This is a genomic window from Flavobacterium sp. ENC, from assembly GCF_020991415.1.
In the GTDB taxonomy this organism is placed as follows: Bacteria; Bacteroidota; Bacteroidia; order Flavobacteriales; family Flavobacteriaceae; genus Flavobacterium.
Genome location: NZ_JAJMOY010000007.1, coordinates 104,309 through 129,668, shown reverse-complemented (window position 1 = coordinate 129,668; position 25,360 = coordinate 104,309). Strand labels below are relative to the sequence as shown.

Genomic DNA, 25,360 nt, shown 5'->3' with positions numbered 1-25,360 from the left:
TTTTTGTTCCAATCTTAATTCCACGGATCAAGCACCACTTTTACGCAGCCATCTTCTTTCTTTTTAAAAATGTCATAAGCGTGTGAGATCTCTGATAATGGAAGTCGGTGCGTTATGATATCATCGAGCTGTACTTTTCCCTGCACGACATATTCCAGAAGTTTGTCTATATGTTTGTGTGCGGGTGCCTGACCGCCTTTAAGTACGATTCCCTTGTCAAAAAACTGCCCAAGTGGAAAATTATCATAATTAACGGGATAAACGCCTAAGACCGAAACAATACCACTTCTCCTTACAGCGCTCATACAGGCTTCGAGTACTTTTATGGAGCCTTTTTCAAAATTAACGGTCGCTTTTATACGGTCCGCAAGATTACGATCGGGTTCAAAACCTACCGCATCAATACAAACATCCGCCCCGCGTCCCTGTGTTAAGGCACGTATCTGTTCCACAACATCTTTGGGACCATCTTCCCATAAAATAGTGGTACTTCCGGTTGTGGCTTTTGCCTTATCCAGCCTGTATTGCAGGGTATCCACTATAATTACCTGTGCTGCTCCCCTAAGCCAGGCACTTTTGGCAGCCATAAGACCCACCGGCCCTGAGCCAAATATAGCGACTGTCTCACCTCCTTTTACCTCTCCCCAATCCACTCCTGTGTATCCCGTTGGAAAAATATCAGTTAAAAAAAGTGCCTGCTCATCGGTAAGGCTATCCGGCACTACCCTGGGACCATAATTGGCATAAGGTACACGTACATATTGTGCCTGACCACCATCGTAACCGCCATAAAGATCCGTATATCCAAAAAGGGCACCTCCTTTTTCGGTCAGGATTCCGCCTTCTGGTCCATAGTGTTCGGGATTACTGTGCTCACAGTTACCCGGTACGTCATGATTGCAGAAAAAACAATTTCCACAGGCAATAGGAAAAGGTACTACGACACGGTCACCTCTTTTAAGATGGGTAACGGCCGATCCGGTCTCTTCCACTATACCCATAAATTCATGCCCCAAAACCATGGGTCTGGGTTGCGGAAAACCTCCTGAATAAATATGGAGATCCGAGCCGCAAATCGCTGTTGAGGTCACTTTAAGAATAATATCATCATTGGCTTTCAATCCCGGATCATCTACTGTGTCATATTTTACGGAACCCGGTCCGTGTATTACTGCTGCTTTCATATTATTTTATTTTAAATTAATAGAATGCTAAGTAACTCCTATTTAGACCATTATATTTACAATTTATCTTATAATTCTTATATAAAAAACAACTGGAAATCATATAAAACTCAGAAAATATCTTATAACCGTTAGGTGACATCATTTTATAATTTTGACAAGATTGGCATTTTCTTTTGCCGTATAAATTAAAAACATTTCAGATGGCACCACTACATGATAAATTCAACAGCAGTAATATAACATCAGGCGAAAATGTATCCTTTTGGATCGATTCTACTTCCATTATAGCCTTTGATAAACCGGACCGCGATATACAGACTGAAATTCTTGTTATCGGCGGCGGAATTTCAGGTCTCACTACAGCTTACCAATTGGCAAAGGCAGGTAAAAAGGTAACTGTTGTTGAAGATGGTTTTATAGGCAGCGGGGAAACAGGACGTACTACGGCACATTTGACAGCAGCACTGGATGACCGTTATTATTTTCTTGAAGAAACCTTTGGAAAAGAAGCTGCAAAACTGGCAGCAGAAAGCCATAGAGCAGCTATTGATGAAATCGAAAAAAATGTAACGGATCTGCAGATTGACTGTTCTTTCAAAAGAGTAAATGGTTATTTATTCCTGCATCCAACTGACAAAGAAAAAAATTTACATAAAGAATTGGAAGCCACAAAGAATGCAGGTTTACATACAGAACTTCTGGCAACTACTCCTGCTATACAAGGTGGAGAAACTATGGAATGTCTTGCGTTTTACAATCAGGCCCAATTTCATGTCCTGCACTATTTAAAAGCCTTAGCCGATGCATTTGTTTCCCTTGGAGGCCAGATATTTACAGAAGCAAGGGCGGAAGAAATTACAAAAGAAGGCGCTAAAATCAATGGTTTTACATTTTCGGCAAAAGATATTGTGGTAGCTACCAACTCGCCGGTGAATGACACACTGACAATGCATACCAAACAGGCCGCCTACAGAACTTATGTGATTGCAGGTAAAATTCCGAAAGGCAAATTACCTCACTCGCTCTGGTGGGATACCGGTGACGCCGATTCCAAATGGGTTTCACAGCCTTATCATTATGTACGCATAGAAGATTTTGACGAGCAGTACGATTTATTGATCTCCGGAGGTGAAGATCACAAAACAGGTCAGGCCGATGAGGAAGGCATTTCCGAATCCCAACGATATGAAAGACTGGAATCCTGGACGAGAAATTATTTTCCAATGCTGGAGGAAATTAGCTATACCTGGTCAGGTCAGGTGATGGAGCCTGTTGACTCTTTAGGCTTTATGGGAAAAAATCCCGGCGATGAAAATATCTACATCATCACAGGAGATTCCGGAAATGGAATGACACATGGTACCATAGGTGCCATGATTATAAGCGATGCGATACTTGGCATTAAAAATAAATGGGAAGACCTCTACAGTCCGTCGAGAATAACACTCAAAACTACCGGTGATTTTGTCAGGGAAGCCGGTAACATGGCCGCACAGTATCTGGACTGGATCTCCGCATCAGATCTGGAAAATACTTCCGACCTGGGAGCTGGCGAAGGTGGTGTCCTGTCTTCCGGATTGAAGAAAATTGCAGTGTACAGGGATTACGACAACAGCCTTCGGGCTTTCTCCGCCGTCTGTCCTCATTTGGGCTGTATTGTGCAATGGAACAATGATGAAAAATCCTTTGACTGTCCCTGCCACGGCTCACGATTCTCCTGTGACGGGACTCTTACTAATGGTCCGGCAAAAACAGACCTGAGCAAAATTCATATCAAATAAAAATTCCAAAAAATTAAGTATACCGTTTAATTTTCAGCAACATCTTTTATAATAAAACTATGATACAAACAATTCCGGCACCCGATAATGTAGTCGCCTTCAGGGCATTGGGAGAAGTAACGGCAAACGATTATAAAACTATTATAGCGCCGGCAGTAAAACGCCTGGTGGAACAGATCAACGAAATTAATTTCCTTTTTCTGATCGATACTGAAATTGAAAATTTTACCGCAAGTGCCTGGCTGGAAGATGCTTTTATCGGACTAAAAAATTTTGGTAAATGGAACAGGGCAGCCATTGTTACAGACTCCGACCATGCCATTTCCTTTACGAATGCCTTCAGTTACGTAGTGCCCGGAAATTTTAAAGGTTTCAAAAAAGATGCATTTGAGCAGGCAGTCCAATGGGTTCAGGGCAATAGCCAAAAAGAGTAACTGATTTTTTTCCAATAAAAAAACTTAAAAAACTTCTTATGAATCTATACATACTCCTTCAGATTATCATCTCCTCCATTGTCGCGACTTCTGTCATGACTCTTTTTAGTTATGCTGTCTCGGCTGCCGCAAGGGAAATATACAAAGAGCCGGTACTGCTTACTTATGTACTGCATAAGGCTAATATCGACATCTCTTCTAAAACAAAAATAATCTTAGGATGGTTTCTGCATTACCTGATAGGGTTTTTATTTGTCTTAGTGTATCATTTGTTATGGTACTACGAATTTTTAGAAATATCGTGGACAGTGAGTATTCTTTTTGGTGTCATTAGCGGCATTATCGGAATAGTCAGCTGGATTATTCTTTTTGAAATAATTCCACAAAAACCTAATATTGACTACAAAGGATATTACATTCAATTATTGCTGGCACATGTTATTTTTGCCGTTTCTTCTTTTATGGTTTATAAAGTCTTTCTATAGTAAAGGAAGTTTCTGTAACCGAACGACACCTTTGTCAGGAATAAAAAATCCCGGCGGTATAAATAGAAACCGGAACTTACTCTTTTGAATTGGGTAACAGAATGGTAAAAACAGCTCCCTCGCCAAATACACTTTCGGCAAATATATCACCGCCATGGTTCTGCACAATCTTTTTACACATTGCCAGTCCTATTCCGGTTCCCTCATAAATAGTCTTACTGTGCAGACGCTGGAATATATTAAAAATACGCTCGAAATATTCCGGCTCGAAGCCTATTCCGTTGTCCCTGATCTGAATCTTGCAAAATTCTGTTTCTGCACTGCCGGTTTGTATTTTGTGAATTCCACACAGCAAAATTGTTTCAGCGGTTACTGAAATTACGGGATCCCTGTCTTTTTGTGTAAATTTCAGAGCGTTACCGATGAGGTTTCTAAACAATTGTGTCATTTGTACCTCATTAGCTTTTATTATGGGTAAGCCTTCAATATAAACTTTAGCTCTTTTCTGCTCGATGAGAAGGTCATAATCCATCACTAAATGAGTAACAATATCATTCAGATTTACTTCTATAAACTGCTCGTCGGATTTAGCGAGCTGTGAATAATTGAGGACATCGCTAATAAGGCTTCTCATTCGCATGGAGGCATGTACAATCTTATCCATATAATTCTGCACCCCGGCGGTTTTGTTTTCTCCCAGGCTCGTGTCGAGAAGACCGGAAAAAGTAATTATTTTTCGAAGCGGTTCCTGAAGATCGTGTGAAGCAATATAAGCGAACTGAGCAAGTTCTTCATTCGACTGAAGCAATCGCATGTTGGATTTTTCCAGATTGTTGTTGGTATGTCCTAACTCATCAACCGCGGCTGCAAGTTGTTCTGTACGCACAAGAACCTGCTGTTCCAAAGCTGTTTGTACTTCATGCTGCAAAGTAACATCCTGTGCGGTACCATTCATTCGAACTGGATTTCCCATACGGTCAAATACGGTCTTTCCCTGCGCATGCAGGATTCTTCTGAAGCCTGTTTTAGGATGAATAACCGTATAGGTTTCATCGTAGATCCCTCCTGATTCCGGTTTAAATGCCCAGGCCAAAGCTTTGGTTACTCTTTGCTGATCTCCCTCTGCCAATATGGGTATTACTTCGTTATAATCTTTATTGTTAGGATCAAATCCAAACCATTCTATAAGGCGGTCCGAATAGACAAGTCCATTGGTCGCAACGTCAATACTCCAGGTACCCAGCTGTGCTAACTCAACAGCTCCTCTTAATCCTGATTCTGCTTCCTGCTGCTTTTGTCTGGCATATACCTGATCGGTTACCTCGATAACAATACAGATAACACCATAGGCTTTATCATTATCATCACAAAGCGGTTTATAGGTATAATCGTAATAGCCAAAATAGGATGTGCCATTCTTTATAAATTCAATATACTGGGCAAATGCCTGATAGGTTTCCCCGCTCTCTAAAACATAACTGTACTTTTCAAATAAATCTGTTTTGTTTAATTCAGGAATCGTTTCCATTACAGGTTTTCCAATAATGGAAGCATCGCGCCCAAAAATTTCAAGCATTTTCTCATTTGCCTCCCGTAAAATCATTTCTTCCCCTACATACACCAGATTGGCAACCGGTGAGCTGTAAAATATTTTACGTATAAACTCCTGGTTTTCTTCCAGCAACCGGTTCGCTTTCACCTGGGAGGTAACATCTATGACTACATCTAAAATTGCATATACACTTCCCGTTTCATCAAACAGCGGTTTATAGGTAAAGTCCACATAAAATGTGGTGAGTACGCCGTTTATATTTATATCTGCCCTTGCCCCTTTTTCTTCATATTGTTTCCCGGTTCTGTAAACTTCTTTAAGAATTTCCGGAAAAGGCTGGCTTTTTGCTTCCGGAAAAACATCTAACATGTTTTTGCCAATTATTTCAGGGCCTCTTCCCCATTGGTCCATTATAATTTTATTGGCAATTTCAATGCGCATATCAGGTCCAACATAAAGACACGTACCTACCGGTGCTTCTTCAATTAAAGAACGGAACCGTTTTTCATTGTCTTCAATCTTTCTTCTGGATAAGAGCTGTTCCGTTACATCTACAGCCATATGCAGCACGGCTGAACTTTCTCCCGATTCAGTGATGCGATCATATGAAAAGTTAAAATAGCGTCGCTCGAGCTTACCGTTAATTATTAAATCAACAGGCTGGTCATCACCTCTAAAAGGAACTCCTGTCTTTTGAACTTGAATAACGTTCTGCAATGCCTGCTGGTCCGCAAGTTCCGGCAGCGTTTCAACCATTTTTTTACCAAGCACCTCCTCTTGAGATTTTTTGTTCATAAACTCAAGCATCGGTTTATTGATGCTTTCTATGACTACATCCTCACCTCTGGAGAGCAATAGGGCCACCGGTGCCTGTTCGATCATATTTCGGAAACGGGTTTCACTTTGCTGAAGTAATTCTTCTGCACGCTTTATTTCTGTAATATCGCGCGTTGTTCCGGCAATAGCCTCTACGTCTCCCTGCTCGTTCACAACCGGGACAAGAATGTAATCATAAATCCGCCTCCCTAATTCAGCGTGTGGAAAAGAGACTGTTCCCCTGACGATTTTTTTTGTAGCAACTACCTCATCAATTTCCTGTTCGTGCATTTTAGCATGCCATTCCTCGTAGCCATTTTCCCTTAGTCCCCTGCCAATAGCATCCTGCTCCGATTTGCCCCACATGGTAAGCAAAGCCTTATTGGCATAAATAAATTTATACGACAGACTGAATACATATACCAGATCGGGTGTATTGTTTGTAATGGAATCGTAAAGCCGTTTTTGTTTCTGCGCATCGTCCAGTGCATTTTTCAAATTGATTTCTGTTTGTTTTGCTTCTGTGATGTCTTCGGTGGTGACTACAAGTAATTCAGCCTGCTTTACGGCCGTAAAACGGAACCAGTGCTGCAGGCCTTCGCCGGTATACCATTTTTCAAAAGTGGCCGTAACACCCGTTTCGGCGACCTCAATAAACTTGTCGAGAATCCCGGTTTCTTTTACCATTGGAAACAGCTCGCTGTACCGCTTGCCTTTATAGTCAATAGCACCAATCCACTTAAAGGTATAGGCATTAAACAACAAAATTGAAAAATCTTCTGTTTTACCCTGCTCATTGTAAAGTGCCTGCAATAGGGCAATACCATTTGAGGAAGAGTTAAAAACGGTTTGAAAAAGGTCTTTATTTTCTATTAGCTCCATTGTTACATCTAAAGTCTTTTAAAGCATAGCTGCTTTTTGTACTTTTTTAGTTATCAAAAATAGTTTCAAATTTTACGTCATACGCACTAAAAGTAAGCCTCTCGGTTTTTTTTCTCCTTTTTACTTCAAAACAAGAAGTGGCTCACCACCAAATTATAGCCTGTATGTCTTAAAGAAGACAAAACCAGTAAAACGTAATTACTATAAAAATAAAAAAAAAGTACTAAACTTTGATTACCTGCCGCTAAATAAAAATTCTGAATAACAGTCGAAAATAAATGGTAAGGTAATTTAGTAAGATTTTACTCTTTTTTGTTTAAATTGGTGTCCTATTTCCAAAACGTCTTTGTAAAAAATAAAATGATATGGATGCAAATACACTAAATCAGACGGAAGCCTGGGTAATCGCTTTGCTGCTGTTTACCTTAATGCTGATTTCAAGCTTTATTGGAAAACTTTTGGGCAATTACATTCGTGATAAAAAAAGCACTCAGGAAAAATCCACTGAAACTTCGGCCCTGACTGCATTGCTTTTCTTTTTGCTGGCATTTACCTTTGGTATGAGCGGGGACCGTTACGATTCGCGAAGAAAAATCGTGGTAGAAGAAGCCAACAGTATTGGTACGGCCCTATTGCGAAGTGATTTATATCCGGATTCAACCCGAAACTTATTCCGGAAGGATTTTAAACAATATGTAGAAGCCAGAATATCATATTATCAGGCAGGTGCTGACATAAAAGGAATTATGAAGGCCGATAGTTTGTCTCAGCTCATTTCTTCCAGCTTGTGGAAACGTGCCGCCACGCTGGCCAAAGACCCGGCTAATCTGGCAGCAACACAGCAGATGATTCCGGCGCTAAATGACATGATCGATGCCACTACCTCCCGTCTTGCAGGCGAGAAAGCAAAGGTTCCGCAAAGTATCATCATTATGTTAATTTTTCTGGCCATTATTAGTGCCTTCTACGGCGGTTATTCTGAAGGCCGCAAAGACAGGGCCGACTGGCTAATTCAGATCGGGTTTTGTCTTATTGTTTCTTTAGTGGTTTTATTTACACTGGATCTTGACAGGCCAAGAAGGGGCTTTGTAAATTTGGACGTCCCTAATCAAACCATAATAGATTTGAGAAAGAACTTCGAGTGATTCCATTTGTGCTGTTACCTTAAGTAAAATCAGTTACAGATTTATCTTTTAGATTTTGCAACTACGTGCTTTTTTGTTGAAATGCTAAAATTCATCCGGATTTCAGCGGCTTACCTTTTTTAAAATTTTCCTTACACTATTCCCAATAAAAGCGCATTTTATTGGAATGCATTTTATTATGCTCAAAAACTAAAAAATGAAGTATTATGATTTATTCATATTAAATAATATTGATGCTTTAAAAAGCAATTCTATTTATTATGCTTGCATACAAAATAAAATTCTCATTAACTAACAAAGTGGGAATTATATAACTTTTTGTACAAAATTATATAAGAATAATATGAATGAAAGTGTCAAATTTGAATACAGGAAAAGCTGTTATTGTAATAGAAAATTTACAAGGTTTTTTTTGAATTTACCTTTTTCAATCTAATAATCAGCAATTTAACAAATAACCTCAATTAGAAACGAAAAATTCAAATTTTACTGTTGAATGGATAACAATTATCATACTTAATCCCCAAATCAAATATGAAAAAATCACCTTTATCCACTATGTTATATTGTCTTGTTGTGCTGTTTATTCACAACATTGCCTTATCTCAGGATCTCCCCCCTCCGGGTTTACCGGATGAGCCGGTTATAGTACCCATAAATTCGATGATTTATGTATTGTTACCTATAGGAATTGTGTTTGGTATTTATATTATCGCTACGAGAATTAACAAGATACACAAACCATAACTTCCTGAATTATTAAATCGTCCTGCAAGTTATCCTTGACAGCATTCGATTATAAAATTAAAAGAAAGAAAATATGAAAAATACTTTACTATTGCTTTTGGTTTTCATTTCTATTCCTGCCTTTTCGCAACTTCACATTGGTGCCAGCACTCCTGTTTATGTAAAGAATCAGGTTTTGTATGTAACCCAGAATATAAATCTGGCTGCAAGCTCCAATCTTTACTTACGCAATAACTCTCAGTTATTGCAAGGCACCACGGGAACTTCTACAAATACCGGAACAGGAATTTTGTCTGTGTATCAGGAAGGAACCTCAGATAACTTTGAATACAATTACTGGTGCTCGCCCGTTGGAAATCCAACGATTGCAACTGGTAATACAAGTTTTGGAATCTCATTGCTTAATCGTCCTACCTCTTCAACCGCGGTAGTTCCTGCAACTGCACTTCCACTGTCAAATTATAACGGAACTTCAAATCCACTGGCAATAGCCTCTTACTGGATTTACAAATTAACAAACGCCAACAACTACTCACAATGGGTTCAGGTTGGTAATGCCACTACAATTGCACCTGGAGAAGGTTTCACCATGAAAGGCACCAGTGGCACTGATACTACGGATCCTGAAACTACAGGAGTTTCTAATAATCCGGGATCCGCTCAGCGATATGATTTCAGGGGAAAACCTAATGACGGCAATATTAGTGTGGCCGTCGGGTCCGGGAATGCATCAACATTAACCGGAAATCCTTATCCGTCAGCAATAGACCTGAATGCTTTTTTAATGGATCCTACAAATTCTGCCTGTACCCGTATCGCATATTTTTGGGAGCAGGATAAAACAACCAATTCTCATTATTTATCCGCTTACAGAGGGGGGTATGGAACGTATTCACCCGGGGTTTTAGGATCAAACGGGGTATATGTCGCCGCTACTTTTAACAGTTACAAAAGTGACGGTACCTTAAATACAACCGGTACAACTTCCGGATTGGTAATACAGCGCAAATACTCTCCTATTGGACAAGGTTTTGTGATAAAGGGCAACAGCAACAGTACGGTAACTTTTAAAAATTCGCATCGCTTCTTTTATAAAGAAGGTTCTCCCTTATCACAATTTGCAAAGTCTTCACCAGATAAAACAGCTGTTAACAAGGAAGAACAAGAAAAAGAAAAAGAAGAAGAAATTATCATAATCCCACATATTAAAATAAATACCATAATCAATAACCAGTTTACCAGACAACTTGCTTTGGCATTTTTGCCCGAAGCAACAGATGGCGTAGATCCGGGTATCGATGCCTTAAATATGGATCAGACCCTTCCGGGTGATGTTTCGTTTTGGTTAGATAATGGTAATTACGTGATAGAAGGTGTTAATTTTGAACTGACCAAAAAAATCCCTTTAGCCGCAAAGGCAGCAACAAATACTACCTTAAAATTTTATATTCCCGAAGTTATAAATTTCGATCCTTCGCAAAATATTTATATATATGACGAATTAGATTCCTCGTATCACGATATTAAAACAGGAACTTATGAAGTTACCATTGAACCGGGTACTTATACGGATCGCTTTAAAATTGCTTTTACTAATGTAACACTTGGTGTTAACGACGAGACTAAAAAGAACCTTTTTATAAGCCAGGATAATAGCAATAAGATCTTAACTGCCTCAAATCCCAATAACATGGTTTTTAAATCATTCGCTCTTTACGATATTCTCGGTAAAGCCGTCATAACTAAAAACAATTTAAAAGAAGAACAAAATTATAGTTTTTCAACTTCAGGCTTAAGCTCAGGAGTTTACATCGCCGCTTTTATAACAGCTGATAATGAAAAAATAACGCAAAAAGTTATTATATCAAATTCAGGAAAGCAATAATCCGATTCTAACTGTCATCTTAAATATTTAATCTTCAGTACTAAACTAACAATAATGATTATGATCCATAAATATACCCTTCAAAATTATAAGAGCATTTTCTTGTTTCTTTTTTTCTTATCATCGTTTTTAGGAAATGCACAAATCGGAATCGGCACGACAACTCCAAACGCGAGCTCTGTTTTAGATATAACTTCTACCACCCAGGGTCTGCTCCCCCCACGTATGACTACTTTACAGAGAAATGCTATTGCTACACCGGCTGACGGACTGCTTGTTTACGACACCGATTTAAAATTGGTTTACAGCTATGTATCCAGCTCGTCATCATGGATACCTGTTGGCGGTGCACTGCCAAGATTAAATTTTAAACGAATAAGATCGACTGACAATCTGGCTACTGTACTGGCAACCGAACTGGCGGCTGGTGGTGGTGCCAAATACGTTTTAACATCTAATACCTTATATGAAATTAATGGACAGGTAGTATTTAATTTTCCAATAGACCTGAATAATGCCTATCTGGATGGTCTGGACGCTAATGAAGATATAATTGTTAAAACATCCGGAAACCTTTTTGACGGAACTACGGGCGGAAGTGTCAGAAATCTTACTATTACCGCGCCAGGTGCTACGGTTTTCAATCTAAGTGCTGCAGCTTCAACTTCTACTTTTTTGCTTAGGGATTGTATTATTGCCAATTCCGCAAGTGTCGGTACAATAGCAGGTTATGGTTTAGTTTTTATGAGTATTGTCAATTTTTCGGGAAATACAACCGGTATCACTTATTCGAACATAGGTCAGTTATTGTTAAGCAACCAGGCTTGGTTCAGCAATAATGCAGGTACTTATGAAAAATTTACAGGAACATTCAATCTGATTGAGAAACAAGGAGGCTTTTCTAACGTCAGTTCCGGAGCATATGGTCTAGATGTTTCCACAGCAGGTCTTACGATTACGGGCGATGCCGTTTTAGAATCTGTTGTTTTTACAGGCCCTACTCCTGCTAACTATGTCAGACCTTATGCAACTCCGTCGGCAACTACCTTCACAGGCTATAATTTTAATACCAGCTGGACCGTCAGGGCTGCAGGAATACCAACTGAAGCAGATGCAAATGCTGTAGCGGATTTTTCAATGGATTATCCTGTAAATAGTGGTCTTGGAGTAACTTTAAACGGTTCAACGCCAAGTGATATCGTAAAAGTCGGGGTGAGTACCGGTTCTGCTCCATCAACAGTGTATTCCAATTTGTTCAGATTTGCAACAGACGCGGGTACTGCCGGTTACAACAGGCTAAAATATGTTGGAAAAAAGAAACGGATTTTTCAGGTAGCAGGGTCTATTTCTTTTCAGGTGCCCGGCACAGGAGTTTTTATAGCCTATATTATGAAAAATGGAACTCCCTTAACGCAATACAAAATCTACGGAAGAGGCGCTGCCGTTAATGATATTATCGTTCTTCCGTTAAATGCAACTACCGAACTAACTACTAACGATTATATCGAAGTGGCTTTACAGCGTAATTCCGGAGCGACAGGCCAACTTGTAGTTCCCAATATTACGATAACCATAAAATAAGCTCTAATATTAAACGCTGTTTAGATATCCTGTTTGGTACTGATTTTATATTTTTCAAGTTAAACTCAGTACCAAACATAAAAAAACCATACCAGGAACTTTCTCATAGAAGTTTGTATTCCAATTGATTGTACTTACCCTCATCATAAGCTTTAAAGCAAAGTATATTCGGAAAACGCCACCTGAAGCTTATCAATCCTGATGATACCCCTTTATTTTATTTCATTCTGATTATTTCATTGAAAACAAGCAAAATTATCCCGCTTTATTCACTACATTCGTACAATCGCAATATCGTGTACGGCCTCATTTTATTTTTGGGTAACTGCTAAAGGATTATTGTATACTTAATACTCCATTCAAATTATAAAATATCGGTGCTTTTCCAGCAAATTACTGCCATTATTTTTTAAATAATATTACGCATATATGGGCAGCACAGCAAAAAAAGGCAAAGAACCGATTACTTCCAGCGAAAAAACTTCACTCTACAATAAAGAAGCCAGAGCTGAAAATTTACAGTTAAGCATCGCCAAAAAAGAAATCATTTATCAGAATACAGAAAAGGAAAAGCGAGCTTCCGAACTGGTCATTGCCAATGAAGAACTGGCCTTCCAGAGTGACGAAAAAGAAAAACGAGCCGCCGAACTTATTATAGCCAATAAAGAGCTTGCTTTTCAAAACAAAGAGAAGCAAAAACGTGCTGATGAATTGTATTTGCTAAATGAACAGCTAAGAGCCAAGGAGCAGCAGTTACAGAACCATATCAATGCAATTGCCGTTTCTAATGCGGCAATAGAGTTCGATCTTGAAGGCAATATCCTTACAGCCAATCAAAATTTCCTCAAAATCATGGGCTATGCCAAAAAAGACCTTATAGGAAAGCATCATAGCCTGTTTGTCGATAAAGAATATGCAAAATCAGATGCTTATAAACAGTTCTGGAATACTTTGAAGAAAGGAGTTTACCAAAAAGACGAGTTTAAAAGGGTCACCAAAAAGGGTAAAAGTGTATGGTTACTGGGCAGTTATAATCCAATTTTGGATATTTCCGGTAATCCTTATAAAATATTAAAACTCGCCACTGATGTTACACTTGCCAAAAAGCAATTCCTGCAATTGGCAACAGAGGCCGTAGAAAAAGAAAAGCGTGCTTCAGAACTGGTCATCGCCGTTAAAGAACTTGCTTTCCAGAACAAAGAAAAGGAAAAACGTGCGGCAGAATTAATTATTGCCAATAAGGAACTGGAGTTTCAGAATCAACAAAAAGAAAAACGGGCTTCAGAGCTGGTCATCGCCGTGAAGGAACTTGCTTTTCAGAATGAAGAAAAAGAAAAGCGCGCAGCAGAATTAATTATTGCCAATAAGGAACTGGAGTTCCAGAACAATCAGAAAGAAGATCGTGCTTCAGAGCTGGTTATTGCTGTTAAGGAACTTGCTTTCCAGAATGAAGAAAAGGAAAAACGCGCAGCAGAATTAATCATTGCCAATAAGGAACTGGAATTTCAAAATGAGCAAAAGGAAAAAAGAGCCATAGAACTGGTTACTGCCCATAAACAACTTGCCCTTCAGAGCAGGGAAAGAGAAAAACGTGCTGCAGAACTGATTATTGCCAATAAAAAACTGGCGCTGGAAAACATACAGAAAGAAAAAAGAAAAGCAGAAAAAGAAAAAATTGCCGCAGCGTTAATTGTAACCAACCGGGAGCTGGCCTATCAGGAAAAAAGGGGAAAAGAACTTACGCTGGCCAATAATGAACTGAAAAAAGCGCAGGAAGAACTGGGTGCATTTTCATACTCAGTCTCTCACGATTTACGGGCTCCGATACGGGCCATCAATGGCTACACGCAAATTTTGATTGAAGACCATGCCGACTCGATTGACGAAGATGGCAAAAAAGTACTGCAGGCCGTGATACACAATTCGAGGAAAATGGGGATGCTCATTGATGATTTGCTCGCTTTTAGTAAACTGGGACGTAAACAAGTCAGTGCCACTGCCATAAATATGGATGCCCTGGTAAATGGTGTCATTAATGATATTCTTTTTGACAATGGTGCTAAAATACCGCTGTTTGATTTACAAGCACTTGCCCCTTCCAACGGTGATCCTTCACTCATCAAGCAGGTCTGGATCAATCTTATTTCCAATGCCATTAAATACTCCCAATACAAACCGGAAATCCGCATTAAAATTACCTCCACTATCCAAAAAGACAAGATTGTATACTGCGTACAGGATTACGGCGCAGGCTTCGATATGCAATATTACGATAAACTATTTGGCGTTTTCCAGCGCCTGCATTCCCAGGAGGAATTTGACGGTACGGGCATTGGCCTGGCTATTGTTCAAAAAATAGTAAGCCGCCATCACGGAGCGGTTTGGGCAGAATCAAAATTAGACACAGGCTCCAGTTTTTACTTTAGCCTTCCCAATATTCACCATTAAAACATACAAAATGAATTACGATAACATTGAAATATTATTTGCCGAAGACAGTGCTGATGACGCAATGCTAACCATTCGTGCACTCACCAAAAGTGGTTTTACCAATAAATTGCTGCATGTAAAAGATGGCGCTGAAGCCCTTGATTTTATTTATTGCCGCGGTTTGTATGCCGGGAGAAATCCCAATTCACATCCGAAGTTATTTCTTCTGGACCTTAAAATGCCAAAGGTTTCGGGAATGCAGGTGCTCGAAAAAATCAAAGGTGATCCTGACTTTAAATCAATTCCGGTCGTGATCCTTACCTCTTCCCAGGAAGATCCGGATATCGCCAAATGTTATGACCTCGGGGCGAACAGTTATATTGTAAAACCTGTAGACAGTAACAACTTTTTCAATGCTATTAAAGAAATGGGAATGTACTGGATGATATTAAGTCAGCCTTCCTTATAAAACAGCAGCTACTCTTTATAAACATTTTAAAGTAAAATGAAAAAAGAAATAAAAATATTAATACTGGAAGACAATGTTACGGATGCCGACTTAATAATAAGGCAGCTGCACAAATCTGGAATCAGCTTTGTGCAAAAAACCGTTGAAACCCGGAAAATGTTTGAGGAATCTCTTGATGTTTTCGCTCCGGATATTATTTTATCCGATTACTCCATGCCTTCATTTGATGCCGCTTCGGCATTTCGCATGCTGAAAAGTAAGAACCTTAATATCCCTTTTATTATCGTTTCAGGCACTATTGGCGAAGAGAATGCGGTTCTGCTTTTAAAAGAAGGCGTAACTGATTTTGTTTCAAAAAACAACCTGCTTACTTTGTCTCAAAAAGTAATCAGGGGATTAAAAGAAGCGGAAGAAAGTCAGGAAAAAAAAGAAATCCTTGAAAAATTAAAAATACAGACCGCAGCACTTCTTATTGCAAACAAAGAACTGGTGTTTCAAAATGCTGAAAAAGAAAAACGGGCTATCGAATTAATTAATGCCAACAAAGAGCTCCTTGCCTTTAATTTTATCTCCAGTCATGACCTCCAGGAACCCCTGCGTAAAATTCAGACGTTCATCTCCATCATTATGGAGAATGAAATGCAGGGCATGACGCAGGCCGGAAAAAACAATATGGAACGCATACATGTTTCGGCAACCAGAATGAGACAGCTTATAGAGGATTTACTGGCTTTTTCCCGTGTAAACAGCATTGAACGTGAATACGAAATAAGTGATCTGAAAATGATCATCGAAGATGTAAAATCAGACCTGAAAGATACCATTCAGGAAAAGAAAGCCACCATCGCTATCGTCGGCCAGCTTTTACCGGTAAATGTGGTCATCTTTCAGTTCCGTCAGCTTATTTATAACCTGATCAGCAATGCCCTTAAATTTTCACATCCTGATTTGCCGCCGCACATTACCATAGAAACCACTATTATTGCACATGATGATTCAAAACTTCGCGACCAGAATTTTCAGCCCCAAAAATGCGATTACTGGAACCTTACTTTTAAAGACAACGGAATTGGTTTTGAAGCTGAATTTAACGAACTTATTTTTGTAATGTTCCAAAGGCTGCATCACAGTCACGAATATTCAGGTACCGGAATAGGTCTTGCCATTGTAAAGAAAATCGTTGATAACCATAACGGGATTATCCATGCGAAAGGTATTCTGAACAAAGGAACCACTTTTGAAATTTTCCTTCCCGTTGAGCAGAATTCAGAGACCGCACTATCAGAGGCGGTATTAATAGATTTGCAGTACGATTCATTGAAAATATAATAAGGCAGTTGTATTTTTGATTTGCAGAAAAAAATACTTATTATTTTCAAAATCGAAAAAAACAAACCAATCCTTATCTAATACCTGGAAAACAAACAATAAAAAAAGCCAGTGAAACTAGGTTCACTGGCGTTTTAATAATTCTCAAAAAAAAGTCCGTTTTAAAAATGACTCAGGCAGCGTCTAATTCTTAAGCACTTTAACTGTTTTTACCTCATTGTTTTCATTCGTTATTTTTAGAAAATACATTCCTGTTGGGTATTCACTCAGATCCAGTTTTGAAGTTCCCTCGCTAACGTTTTCACTTCTTATTTGTTTTCCTAAATTGTCATACACGTCAACTTTGGCAGTACTTCCAATTTGGATGTTAAAGACATCATGAGAAGGATTTGGATAGATTCTTAAGTCAGAAATCGCCTCAAAATCAGGTCTTCCTAATGTAGTAACCTTTATACAATCCGAAGTTGCGGAACAGCTTCCTGACGTAACAACAACACTGTACGTACCGGATGTTGCAGGAGTATAGGTTTGATTTACCGCTCCCGGAATTATAGCATTATTATTCGCACAGTCGATCCACTGATAGGCTGCATTTGGCATATTCGATGATAAAATTCCGTTGCTATAGTCAACTGATGCATCAATCGCAGGGTTAATCACAATTTCCAAAGTAGTTTGCACAGCACAAGCATTCAGTTCCGGTACAAAAGTATAGGTTGTGGTAGCCTGATTGTTTAGTGCCGGAGACCAGGTTCCTGTAATTCCGTTATTAGAAACAGACGGCAGAGCTTCTAAAACAGCTCCCTGGCAAATAGCAGCTATGGCTGTGAAAGTTGGTACTGCCAGTGGTGTAATCGTTAAGTTCAGGGTAGCAGACTCACAAGCTGTTGCACCTGCAACTGAATAAGTACCTGATTCCGTATACTTCAGTCCATTATAATCCCAAACATAACTTCCGCAGGCAGTAATAGTTTTACTGATCACTACGGCCGGAGTAACTACAATTTCCAAAGTAGTTTGTGTAGCACAAGCATTCAGTTCCGGTACAAAAGTGTACGTTGTTGTAGCCTGATTGTTTAGTGCCGGAGACCAGGTTCCTGTAATTCCGTTATTTGAAATCGTTGGTAGATCAGCTAAAACGGTTCCCTGGCAAATAGCGGCTATGGTTGTGAAAGTTGGTACTACCAATGGCGTAATCGTTAAGTCTAATGTTCCTGATTCACATGCTGTCGCTCCTGAAACGGTATAAAAACCCGTTTCGGTATACGTCTGACCGTTATAATCCCAAACATAACTTCCGCAGGCAGTAACCGTTTTACTGGTGGTTACGACCGGAGTAACTACAATTTCCAAAGTGGTTTGTGTTGCACAAGCGTTCAATTCCGGTACAAAAGTATAGGTAGTTGTCGCCTGATTGTTTAGTGCCGGAGACCAGGTTCCTGTAATTCCGTTATTCGAAACCGTTGGCAGATCTGCTAAAACGGTTCCCTGGCAAATAGCATCAACGGCTGTAAAGGCAGGCACTACAGATGGCGTAATCGTTAAGTTCAGCGTAGCCGATTCACAGGGTGTTGCCCCTTGAGGTATATAAATACCCGATTCCGTATAGGTTTGTCCGTTATAATCCCAGGTGTAACTTCCACAGGCAGTAATCGTTTTATCAATCACAACCGTTGGATGAACAGTCAAATTCAGTTCTTCCGTAAGACATTCACTTACCACCCTGTATGTTCCTGATTTTGTGTAGGTAACATTATTAAGAGCCCAGGTATAACTGTCACAAACAGCTGCTGTAGTAACATTGGCAGTCCCTTCTGAATAATTGGCTCCCGCATCTTTTGACCAGTTGGTATTGGCATTAGCAGCGGCAACATCATCTACGGTAATACACGTCAGGTTATCGATCTGTGTAGCATTCAAATAAAGCAGATTCGGTTTGTTTTTTAAATTCAAACCGGTAATTTTAGTGTATCGGCAATTTAAATCAATTAAATTAACCTGATCGCTTAAATCCAGATTGGTCAGTGGTCCGCTTACTTCTATTTTTTCCAAAGCAGTCAATCCGGACAGATCTAAAGCTTTTAAGGATGAATTACCAAAATTGATTTCTTTCAGACTCACCAATCCGTTCAGATTTACCGTACTCAAATAATTTCCGTATGCACCAATATTTTCTAAAGCCGTCATCCCGCTTACATCCAGATTGGTAATAGAATTATAAATTAAATCCACAGTCTTTAAACTTTTAAACCCTTTGATCCCTGTTAAGTCCTTAATAGAAAGAGCCACCAGATTTAAATCGGTAACCGTATCAATATTAGCCGTAAGCACCTTATTATCGATCACATCATCATAGCCCAGATTGATTAATTTTTGTTCAAAACGTTCGTCTGCAATAAACGTATACCCTTCCGGCATCGTACCCAATGTAATGTCTACGGCAATTCTGTCGCTTTCGCACTGTGAATTGGTATCGTAAAAAGTTTGTTTTTGAGAAGCGTAATACGTTTTGTTTTCCAAAACCGTAGTGCCTGCCAGAGGCGCTCCGCCTGCAGCATCGGCATAAAACTGAACCTCTTGTCCCTGAATAACGGTAATATCGGCAATAGTAGCACCGGTAAGTCTAAATTGCGAATGTATAACAGGAACATCAACCGGAGCTATCGTCAGGTACAAGTAATGAATCGTACAACCATCATCATAAGTTACCTCCTCTGATTCTGTATACGTTTCACCATTTAAAGGCCAGGTATAACTTCCGCAGGTATAGATATAACTTTCTTCATCCTGACTTAAAGTTACATGAACTTTTTTCCTCGGACTTTCCCCGCAAGGATAAGCCGTCTGCGTCACGTAATAATCACGCGTGGCTAACGCTCTTGTGCTTAGCAAAGGCGTAACACTCGCCGGAGACAGGTACCATTTAATGTTGCTGCCGCCACCCGTAGGAGTTACTACCAGATTGGCAATTGTTGGCAAAGTTCTGGCACAAAAGGTCTGATCTGTTACCGTAGGCTCATAATTTGGATTTACAAAGGTTTGAGAATCTGTTAATCGGGCACTTTCACAACCGTTAATCGTTTGTGTGATGTACAGCGTTAAAAAACTGCCCGCTGTAATTTCAAGTGAACTATCAAGCGGAGTGGTACTTGTAGCGGATGCATAAATTTTTATCGCACCAGGATTATTAAACTTTGAGGCCAGTATTCCATAAGTCGAAGGCCGGCACAAAGTACCATTGACATTCATATCTCTTGAAGGCAGCGGTGTTGTGTTTACAATCACGGCAACTGAAGTTCTGTCACTTTCGGTTCCGTTCGTAATTTGGGAAGCATAATAATTTCCGGACACCAAAGCCGTAGCGGGATCCAGTGCAGCTCCGCCTGTTGCGTCCGCGTACCATTTAACCGCAGTACCTGAAGCAGCAAGATTCGCTACCGTAGCACCCGCACAAAAAGACTGGTTCGCGGCTGCGTAAGGACTGCAGGTCAGCGAATAATTTGCCGTTGCATCTTTACCCCAATTATCATTGGCTGTATTTGTAGCAGCATTGGCAACATCATTGACTATAATACACGTCAGGGAAGGATTTTCGGTGCAAAAAAAGTATTGCAAAGCAGGTGCCTGGGTAACATCCAGTACCGTTAAATTATTCCCCGAACAATTTAGATTTGTCAAAGCGGTTAAGCCACCTACATTCAAATTGGTCAGCTGATTTTGATAACAGGCCAAATCGGTTACTTTCGTTAAGGCCGATACGTCCAGTGTCGTCAATTTATTCACGCCAACATTTAAACTCGTCAGATTGGTCAGCCCGCTTACATCCAGGCTCGTTATTTTGTTTTCATTACATTGAAACGTTTCTAATTTAGTCAATCCGTTTACATCCAGTGAAGTCAGTTGATTTTGTCCACAGGAAAGAACGTTCAGGTTAGTTAATCCGGTCAGGTCCAAAGTGGTTAATTGATTCGATCCGCAGTAAAGGATCTCCAGATTAGACAAGCCATTCAGATTAAGACTGGTAAGAACATTGCCGTAGAGTTGCACGACATGCAGATTTGTCATTCCTGACAGATCCAGCGTAGTAAGCTTCTGGTAATTCAGGATAAGTTCCTGAAGGTTTGTGAAATCCTTAATTCCTGTCAGGTCTTTAATGTTTCCGCCCTGCATGTTTAAACTCGTAATATTGGCAATAACTTCTGTTGCTATTTGTCCGTCAATGGCGCCGGAATCAAAACCCATATCAATCAGTTTCTGTTCAAAAGCGACATCCGGTATCGCAGTGTATTGTGCTTTAGCCGAAGTAAAACCAATCATTATAAAGAAAAAAAGACCGGCAATTTTTGTCCGGTAATTTTTATCCCTGGAAAATGGAAGTGGATTTTCGAGTAATTTTAGTTTCATACAATTTGTTTTTGGATTAAGTAACAAAGGTGAATTAATACCAGCAACTATCATATAAGGGGTAACCCCCGATTTTCTTTTAATCTTCTTTTTATCAAATTAAAAAAGATACTTTTGTTAAAAATCCATACCCATGATTCCATACAAAAAAGGAGCTCTTCTGCTTATGACGATTCTTATAATAGGGTCTTTTTTAGCTTGTAATGAAAAAAAGGAAAGCAATACTCTTTATAAAAAACCCGCTGTCGAAAAAATAGATAAAACTTTCGACTGGATCAAAGTCGACACCAACTTTGTTAATCCAAAATACCAGACTACTTTATATACCTATTACAACCAAAAAATAAAAGAAAAAAACTATCTAACCGCTGCCAAAACGTTACAGGCTGCAGCCTGGAATACGGCAAGTTATGGTTCTTACGATCAACGCCTTTTCCAGACCATTACTGCATTTTTAGAAAAATATAAAAATGAAATTCCGGAGCAAAATACCTGGTTTGTCAATATGTATTATGGCGATTATTATACAGACAAAGGAGATTTTAAAAAAGCAATCGAATGGTACACCAAAAATACGACAATTGAAACAGTCGATTATACAAGTTGTTTTTTAAAGGCAGACGGTTATCGCACTATTGCCTGGTGCTATCACCTGTCAGGCAATCTGAACCTGGCACTGGAAAGTGAATTCAAAGCATTGGAATATTTCAGAAAAATGGATATTGCATCCGGGGAAGGTAGTGTATATGTGGGTATCGCCCAAATTTATCAGGCTTCGAAAGACTATGATAAAGCAGAAGAATTTTTCAATAAATCAATCCGGTATTATGCTAAACACAGAGAGAAAAACTTAGCCAATATCTTCATTAGTTTATACGGTAAAATTAATTTGTACGACCGAAGCATGAATTATACCAAGATGAAACCGTTAATAGATTCGGTTTACCTGGCTTTCAAAAAAAGCAAAATCAATGATCCTTCTATTAAAGTTTCCATCAATATTTATTATTCCCACAAATTAACCGATGAGAATAAAGTTGAAGCAGCCAAAATCATACTGGATGAACTGAAACCGGATGTAGCATTTCTAAATTCTACCGTTACCAATCAGGAATACAGGGTAGCGTTAGCCGAACTGGAATCCAAGCAAAACAAAGGGATCCGGAATACCAAAATGATTCATCAGGCCATTAAGGATCTAAAGGCAAATCAAAACTTTACAAGGGTCAGGGACCTGTATGCGGTGCTTTACAATGATGCCATGAATAAAAAGGATTACGAAAAATCGATGCTGTATCAGGATAGTATGTATGAAGCGACAGATAGTCTGGGCAGCAAAGAAATGGCCAATATTGTGGCCCAGCTTGATAAAAAATACCAGACCCGGGCCAAAGAACAACAAATCGCTTTACAGAAAAAAACGATTGTTAACAACAATACCACCATTGCCTTATTGGTTTCCGGCTTGATTGGCTTTATTTTATTAACCTTTGCATTGACTTTGATAAGAAAACAAAGAATTTTAAAACAGGAAAAGCAAAATTCGCAGCTGTACACCAAACAATTGCTGGAGAAAACCGAGGAAGAAAGAAAACGAATTGCCAGTGACCTGCACGATAGCGTAAGCCATGAATTACTGAGCCTGAAAAATTCATTTGAACAAAAATCGGAAACTACCGATAAAAAAATTGATACGATTATAAACGACATCAGGATTATAAGCCGGAATCTTCATCCTGTAATGTTCGACAAGATAGGTTTAAAAGCCAGTATCGAACAATTGACAGAAAGAGCACAGTCGGTCAATAATTTTATGGTCACTTCAGAAATTGAATACCAAAATTCATTGCCCGCTGCCGATGAACTGCAGGTATACCGTATTATTCAGGAAACCTTGTCCAATATTATAAAACATGCCAATGCTGTTGCCGCAAAAATTACGGTAAGAGAAAACGATAACCAGCTCCTCATTGAAATTAAGGACAACGGAACCGGATTTAATGTGGGTGAAAAACTGGCCGGAAGTACTGCCTTTGGTCTTCATAACATCATAGCACGCAGCAGGGCCATAAACGGGGAAGCAAAAATTGTATCGGATAAAAACGGAACTATTGTTACTGTTGAAATAAAAAAAACAAAATGAGAATACTAATCGCAGACGACCATCCTTTTACACTCCAGGGAACCAAAAGTTTTGTCGAATCTTACGGGCATAAGGTAATTGATACTTGTTCGAATGGTACTTCGGCATTAAATTTAATCACGCTTCACACACCTGATGTTGCCATTTTAGACATCAATATGCCCGGACTTGACGGATTGGATGTATCGAAAAAAATACAGGAAAGCAGGCTGAAAACCAAAGTCATCCTGCTGACCATGCACAAGGAAATCACCATTTACAGAAAGGCAAGCGAGTACGGAATTTTTGGTTACATCCTGAAAGAGCATGCCCAGAAAGAACTCGAAATCTGTCTGGAAGAAGTGCAGAAAGGCAATCGTTATGTAAGTGCCTATCTGGAAGAGGACCTGATATCGGATTCGTTAGACAGTGATGATAAGCTGGCCCGCCTGACTTTATCCGAAAGGAAAATCATAGAACTGGTCGCCCAGCTCAAAACCAGCAAACAAATTGCCGAATTGCTTTTTTTATCCGAAAAAACCGTAGAAGGCCATCGCGGCAATATCATCGAAAAACTCGGACTTGTCAAAGAAAAAAACACTTTGCTCAAATGGGCCATTCAGAATATTAAAGCATAAGCGTTACCATCCGGAATCCAAAAGCAAATAGAAAAAATCAGGGCTGTTTGGTAAATCCCTTTCGGGTCATATCGCCCCAGCCTTTTGTTCCCTTTATTTTTTCCTTATACCCAATCAGGGCCGCATAAACTGCTAAGGGATGAAAATACAAAGGTTCTATAAAAGCCGCTAAAAGCAGTTTGAAAAAATCCGTTTGTTTGGGATATTTATGGTACGTTCGTTCTTCACTGTATAAGGCGATGACCGAAAACATTACTGCAAAAAAGTACACAAACAGGGCCAGTAAAAGGAAGAAATGCCAATTGAGCAGTCCTGAAATAATAAAGACAATTGTGATCACAATACCGGCAAATTCTATTCCGGGAGCAAGGAATTCAAACAGCGCCCAGTACGGCACACTAAGCATACCCAGCACTTTGTATTTTGGATTCAGGAACATTCTTTTGTGAAAGCTCAGTGTCTCAATCGTTCCCCTCATCCAGCGGCTGCGCTGTTTCCTGAATATTTTAAAATCTTCCGGTGCTTCGGTCCAGCATAAGGGGTCCGGTATATAACAAACGGAATACGGCATTTTGTTTTCCAGCATGTAACGGCGCATACGAACGACCAGTTCCATGTCTTCGCCTACCGTTTTGGTGTTGTAACCGCCTGCCAGTAAGGCTATTTCTTTATCAAAGGCGCCAAAAGCTCCGCTGATCAGCAAGAGACCATCAAGTCTTCCCCAGGCCATCCTTCCCAGCAGAAAAGCCCGCAGGTATTCTAAAACCTGTATTCTGGGCAGCATAAGATCGGGAATGTTTACTTCCACCAGACGGCCGTTTTTTATGATGCACTGGTTGGCGATACGCACTACCCCTCCGGTAGCAATAACCCGTTTGCCGTGTGATTCCAGAAAAGGTTTAGCCAGTTTCAGCAGCGAATCCTTATCCAGTATACAGTCCACATCAATGCAGACCACGTACGGATTCTGCGCGATGTTCAGACCAACATTCAGGGCATCAGCCTTGCCGCCGTTTTCTTTGTCCACCACGATCAGCTTTCTGTAGGCCGCATTCCGGGAGACATATAGCCCTTTAATTTTTTTGGTTTCAATTTGGGGGTGAATGTGAAGTTCCGTCAGTACCAAATCGTAGGTTTTGATCAGTATTTCCATCGAATCATCCTTGCTGCCATCATTTACGACAATCACCTCATAATTATTGTAATTTAAGGAGAGTAACGATTTTACATTTTCTTGAATGGTAAAGCTCTCATTATACGCCGGGGCAATTAACGAAAGTCCGGGTGCAAATTCACTGGTAAGAAGCACATTATAATCGACAAAACTGTTTTTTTTCAGATATTCCCGTAGTTCCCTCACAGACAGATGCGCCAATATCAGGTACGATGACATCAGCAGTATAGCATACCCCAGAATGAGGATCAGATATACATGCGAGAACAGGGCTATTTCATTATTAAAAAAATCCATTG

The 25,360-nt window shown here is 39.6% G+C and carries 16 protein-coding genes; 12 read left to right on the top strand and 4 right to left on the bottom strand.

Features of this window, described 5'->3' with window-relative positions; translation table 11 throughout:
- Window positions 1–14: 14 nt before the first annotated feature.
- Window positions 15–1,184 (bottom strand): zinc-dependent alcohol dehydrogenase, encoded by a 1,170-nt coding sequence (locus tag LPB89_RS17810; RefSeq protein WP_230703040.1) that lies wholly within the window; start codon window positions 1,182–1,184, stop codon window positions 15–17.
- A 203-nt stretch (window positions 1,185–1,387) separates the two neighbouring features.
- Here LPB89_RS17810 and LPB89_RS17805 point away from each other — a divergent pair, with 203 nt between their 5' ends.
- From LPB89_RS17805 to LPB89_RS17795, 3 genes are read left to right on the top strand one after another with little or no spacing between them, the layout of a single operon-like run.
- A complete protein-coding gene (locus LPB89_RS17805; RefSeq protein ID WP_230703039.1) occupies window positions 1,388–2,968 on the top strand; it encodes an FAD-dependent oxidoreductase in 1,581 nt (526 codons plus the stop codon).
- A 59-nt stretch (window positions 2,969–3,027) separates the two neighbouring features.
- On the top strand, window positions 3,028–3,402 hold the full coding sequence (locus LPB89_RS17800) for an STAS/SEC14 domain-containing protein (RefSeq protein ID WP_230703038.1): 375 nt from the start codon (window positions 3,028–3,030) through the stop codon (window positions 3,400–3,402).
- Between the two features lie 38 nt (window positions 3,403–3,440).
- Window positions 3,441–3,887, top strand: a complete 447-nt coding sequence (locus LPB89_RS17795; RefSeq protein ID WP_230703037.1) for a hypothetical protein — start codon at window positions 3,441–3,443, stop codon at window positions 3,885–3,887.
- Window positions 3,888–3,963: 76 nt separating this feature from the next.
- On the opposite strand, the gene LPB89_RS17790 is transcribed toward LPB89_RS17795, so the two are convergent.
- Window positions 3,964–7,137: a PAS domain-containing protein gene (locus LPB89_RS17790; protein WP_230703036.1), complete on the bottom strand. Its 3,174-nt coding sequence runs from the start codon at window positions 7,135–7,137 to the stop codon at window positions 3,964–3,966.
- Window positions 7,138–7,502: 365 nt separating this feature from the next.
- On the opposite strand from LPB89_RS17790, the gene LPB89_RS17785 reads away from it, so the two are divergent.
- The 7 genes from LPB89_RS17785 to LPB89_RS17755 all read left to right on the top strand — a co-directional run bounded on the left by LPB89_RS17785 (window position 7,503) and on the right by LPB89_RS17755 (window position 16,723).
- A complete protein-coding gene (locus LPB89_RS17785; RefSeq protein WP_230703035.1) occupies window positions 7,503–8,282 on the top strand; it encodes a hypothetical protein in 780 nt (259 codons plus the stop codon).
- 534 nt (window positions 8,283–8,816) lie between these two features.
- Window positions 8,817–9,029: a hypothetical protein gene (locus LPB89_RS17780; protein ID WP_230703034.1), complete on the top strand. Its 213-nt coding sequence runs from the start codon at window positions 8,817–8,819 to the stop codon at window positions 9,027–9,029.
- Between the two features lie 73 nt (window positions 9,030–9,102).
- Window positions 9,103–10,914, top strand: a complete 1,812-nt coding sequence (locus tag LPB89_RS17775) for a T9SS type A sorting domain-containing protein (protein WP_230703033.1) — start codon at window positions 9,103–9,105, stop codon at window positions 10,912–10,914.
- A 60-nt stretch (window positions 10,915–10,974) separates the two neighbouring features.
- The gene (locus LPB89_RS17770) at window positions 10,975–12,495 is read left to right on the top strand and encodes a hypothetical protein (protein ID WP_230703032.1); all 1,521 of its coding nucleotides are present in this window, start codon (window positions 10,975–10,977) and stop codon (window positions 12,493–12,495) included.
- A 429-nt stretch (window positions 12,496–12,924) separates the two neighbouring features.
- On the top strand, window positions 12,925–14,943 hold the full coding sequence (locus LPB89_RS17765; protein WP_230703031.1) for an ATP-binding protein: 2,019 nt from the start codon (window positions 12,925–12,927) through the stop codon (window positions 14,941–14,943).
- A gap of 10 nt (window positions 14,944–14,953) precedes the next feature.
- Complete coding sequence (locus tag LPB89_RS17760; RefSeq protein WP_230703030.1) at window positions 14,954–15,394, top strand: response regulator; 441 nt, start codon at window positions 14,954–14,956, stop codon at window positions 15,392–15,394.
- A gap of 36 nt (window positions 15,395–15,430) precedes the next feature.
- Window positions 15,431–16,723, top strand: coding sequence for a hybrid sensor histidine kinase/response regulator (locus LPB89_RS17755; protein ID WP_230703029.1), 1,293 nt, complete (start codon window positions 15,431–15,433; stop codon window positions 16,721–16,723).
- Between the two features lie 183 nt (window positions 16,724–16,906).
- Here the strand turns inward: LPB89_RS17755 and LPB89_RS17750 are convergent, their stop codons facing one another.
- Window positions 16,907–21,127 carry a T9SS type A sorting domain-containing protein gene (locus tag LPB89_RS17750; protein ID WP_230703028.1) on the bottom strand — a complete coding sequence of 1,407 codons (4,221 nt, stop codon included), beginning with the start codon at window positions 21,125–21,127 and terminating at the stop codon, window positions 16,907–16,909.
- A gap of 133 nt (window positions 21,128–21,260) precedes the next feature.
- Here LPB89_RS17750 and LPB89_RS17745 point away from each other — a divergent pair, with 133 nt between their 5' ends.
- Window positions 21,261–23,270 (top strand): sensor histidine kinase, encoded by a 2,010-nt coding sequence (locus tag LPB89_RS17745; RefSeq protein ID WP_230703027.1) that lies wholly within the window; start codon window positions 21,261–21,263, stop codon window positions 23,268–23,270.
- Window positions 23,267–23,887 (top strand): response regulator transcription factor, encoded by a 621-nt coding sequence (locus LPB89_RS17740; protein WP_230703026.1) that lies wholly within the window; start codon window positions 23,267–23,269, stop codon window positions 23,885–23,887. The genes LPB89_RS17745 and LPB89_RS17740 overlap by 4 nt, the downstream gene beginning before the upstream one ends.
- 37 nt (window positions 23,888–23,924) lie before the next feature.
- Here LPB89_RS17740 and LPB89_RS17735 read toward each other — a convergent pair whose 3' ends face one another.
- Window positions 23,925–25,358, bottom strand: coding sequence for a glycosyltransferase (locus tag LPB89_RS17735; RefSeq protein WP_230703025.1), 1,434 nt, complete (start codon window positions 25,356–25,358; stop codon window positions 23,925–23,927).
- Between the last annotated feature and the right edge of the window lie 2 nt (window positions 25,359–25,360).

What these genes read in the sequence shown, in the direction of transcription:
- LPB89_RS17810 (WP_230703040.1), bottom strand. Translation starts at nt 1,184, where the DNA reads ATGAAAGCAGCAGTAATACACGGACCGGGTTCCGTAAAATATGACACA.
- LPB89_RS17805 (WP_230703039.1), top strand. Translation starts at nt 1,388, where the DNA reads ATGGCACCACTACATGATAAATTCAACAGCAGTAATATAACATCAGGC.
- LPB89_RS17800 (WP_230703038.1), top strand. Translation starts at nt 3,028, where the DNA reads ATGATACAAACAATTCCGGCACCCGATAATGTAGTCGCCTTCAGGGCA.
- LPB89_RS17795 (WP_230703037.1), top strand. Translation starts at nt 3,441, where the DNA reads ATGAATCTATACATACTCCTTCAGATTATCATCTCCTCCATTGTCGCG.
- LPB89_RS17790 (WP_230703036.1), bottom strand. Translation starts at nt 7,137, where the DNA reads ATGGAGCTAATAGAAAATAAAGACCTTTTTCAAACCGTTTTTAACTCT.
- LPB89_RS17785 (WP_230703035.1), top strand. Translation starts at nt 7,503, where the DNA reads ATGGATGCAAATACACTAAATCAGACGGAAGCCTGGGTAATCGCTTTG.
- LPB89_RS17780 (WP_230703034.1), top strand. Translation starts at nt 8,817, where the DNA reads ATGAAAAAATCACCTTTATCCACTATGTTATATTGTCTTGTTGTGCTG.
- LPB89_RS17775 (WP_230703033.1), top strand. Translation starts at nt 9,103, where the DNA reads ATGAAAAATACTTTACTATTGCTTTTGGTTTTCATTTCTATTCCTGCC.
- LPB89_RS17770 (WP_230703032.1), top strand. Translation starts at nt 10,975, where the DNA reads ATGATCCATAAATATACCCTTCAAAATTATAAGAGCATTTTCTTGTTT.
- LPB89_RS17765 (WP_230703031.1), top strand. Translation starts at nt 12,925, where the DNA reads ATGGGCAGCACAGCAAAAAAAGGCAAAGAACCGATTACTTCCAGCGAA.
- LPB89_RS17760 (WP_230703030.1), top strand. Translation starts at nt 14,954, where the DNA reads ATGAATTACGATAACATTGAAATATTATTTGCCGAAGACAGTGCTGAT.
- LPB89_RS17755 (WP_230703029.1), top strand. Translation starts at nt 15,431, where the DNA reads ATGAAAAAAGAAATAAAAATATTAATACTGGAAGACAATGTTACGGAT.
- LPB89_RS17750 (WP_230703028.1), bottom strand. Translation starts at nt 21,127, where the DNA reads ATGAAACTAAAATTACTCGAAAATCCACTTCCATTTTCCAGGGATAAA.
- LPB89_RS17745 (WP_230703027.1), top strand. Translation starts at nt 21,261, where the DNA reads ATGATTCCATACAAAAAAGGAGCTCTTCTGCTTATGACGATTCTTATA.
- LPB89_RS17740 (WP_230703026.1), top strand. Translation starts at nt 23,267, where the DNA reads ATGAGAATACTAATCGCAGACGACCATCCTTTTACACTCCAGGGAACC.
- LPB89_RS17735 (WP_230703025.1), bottom strand. Translation starts at nt 25,358, where the DNA reads ATGGATTTTTTTAATAATGAAATAGCCCTGTTCTCGCATGTATATCTG.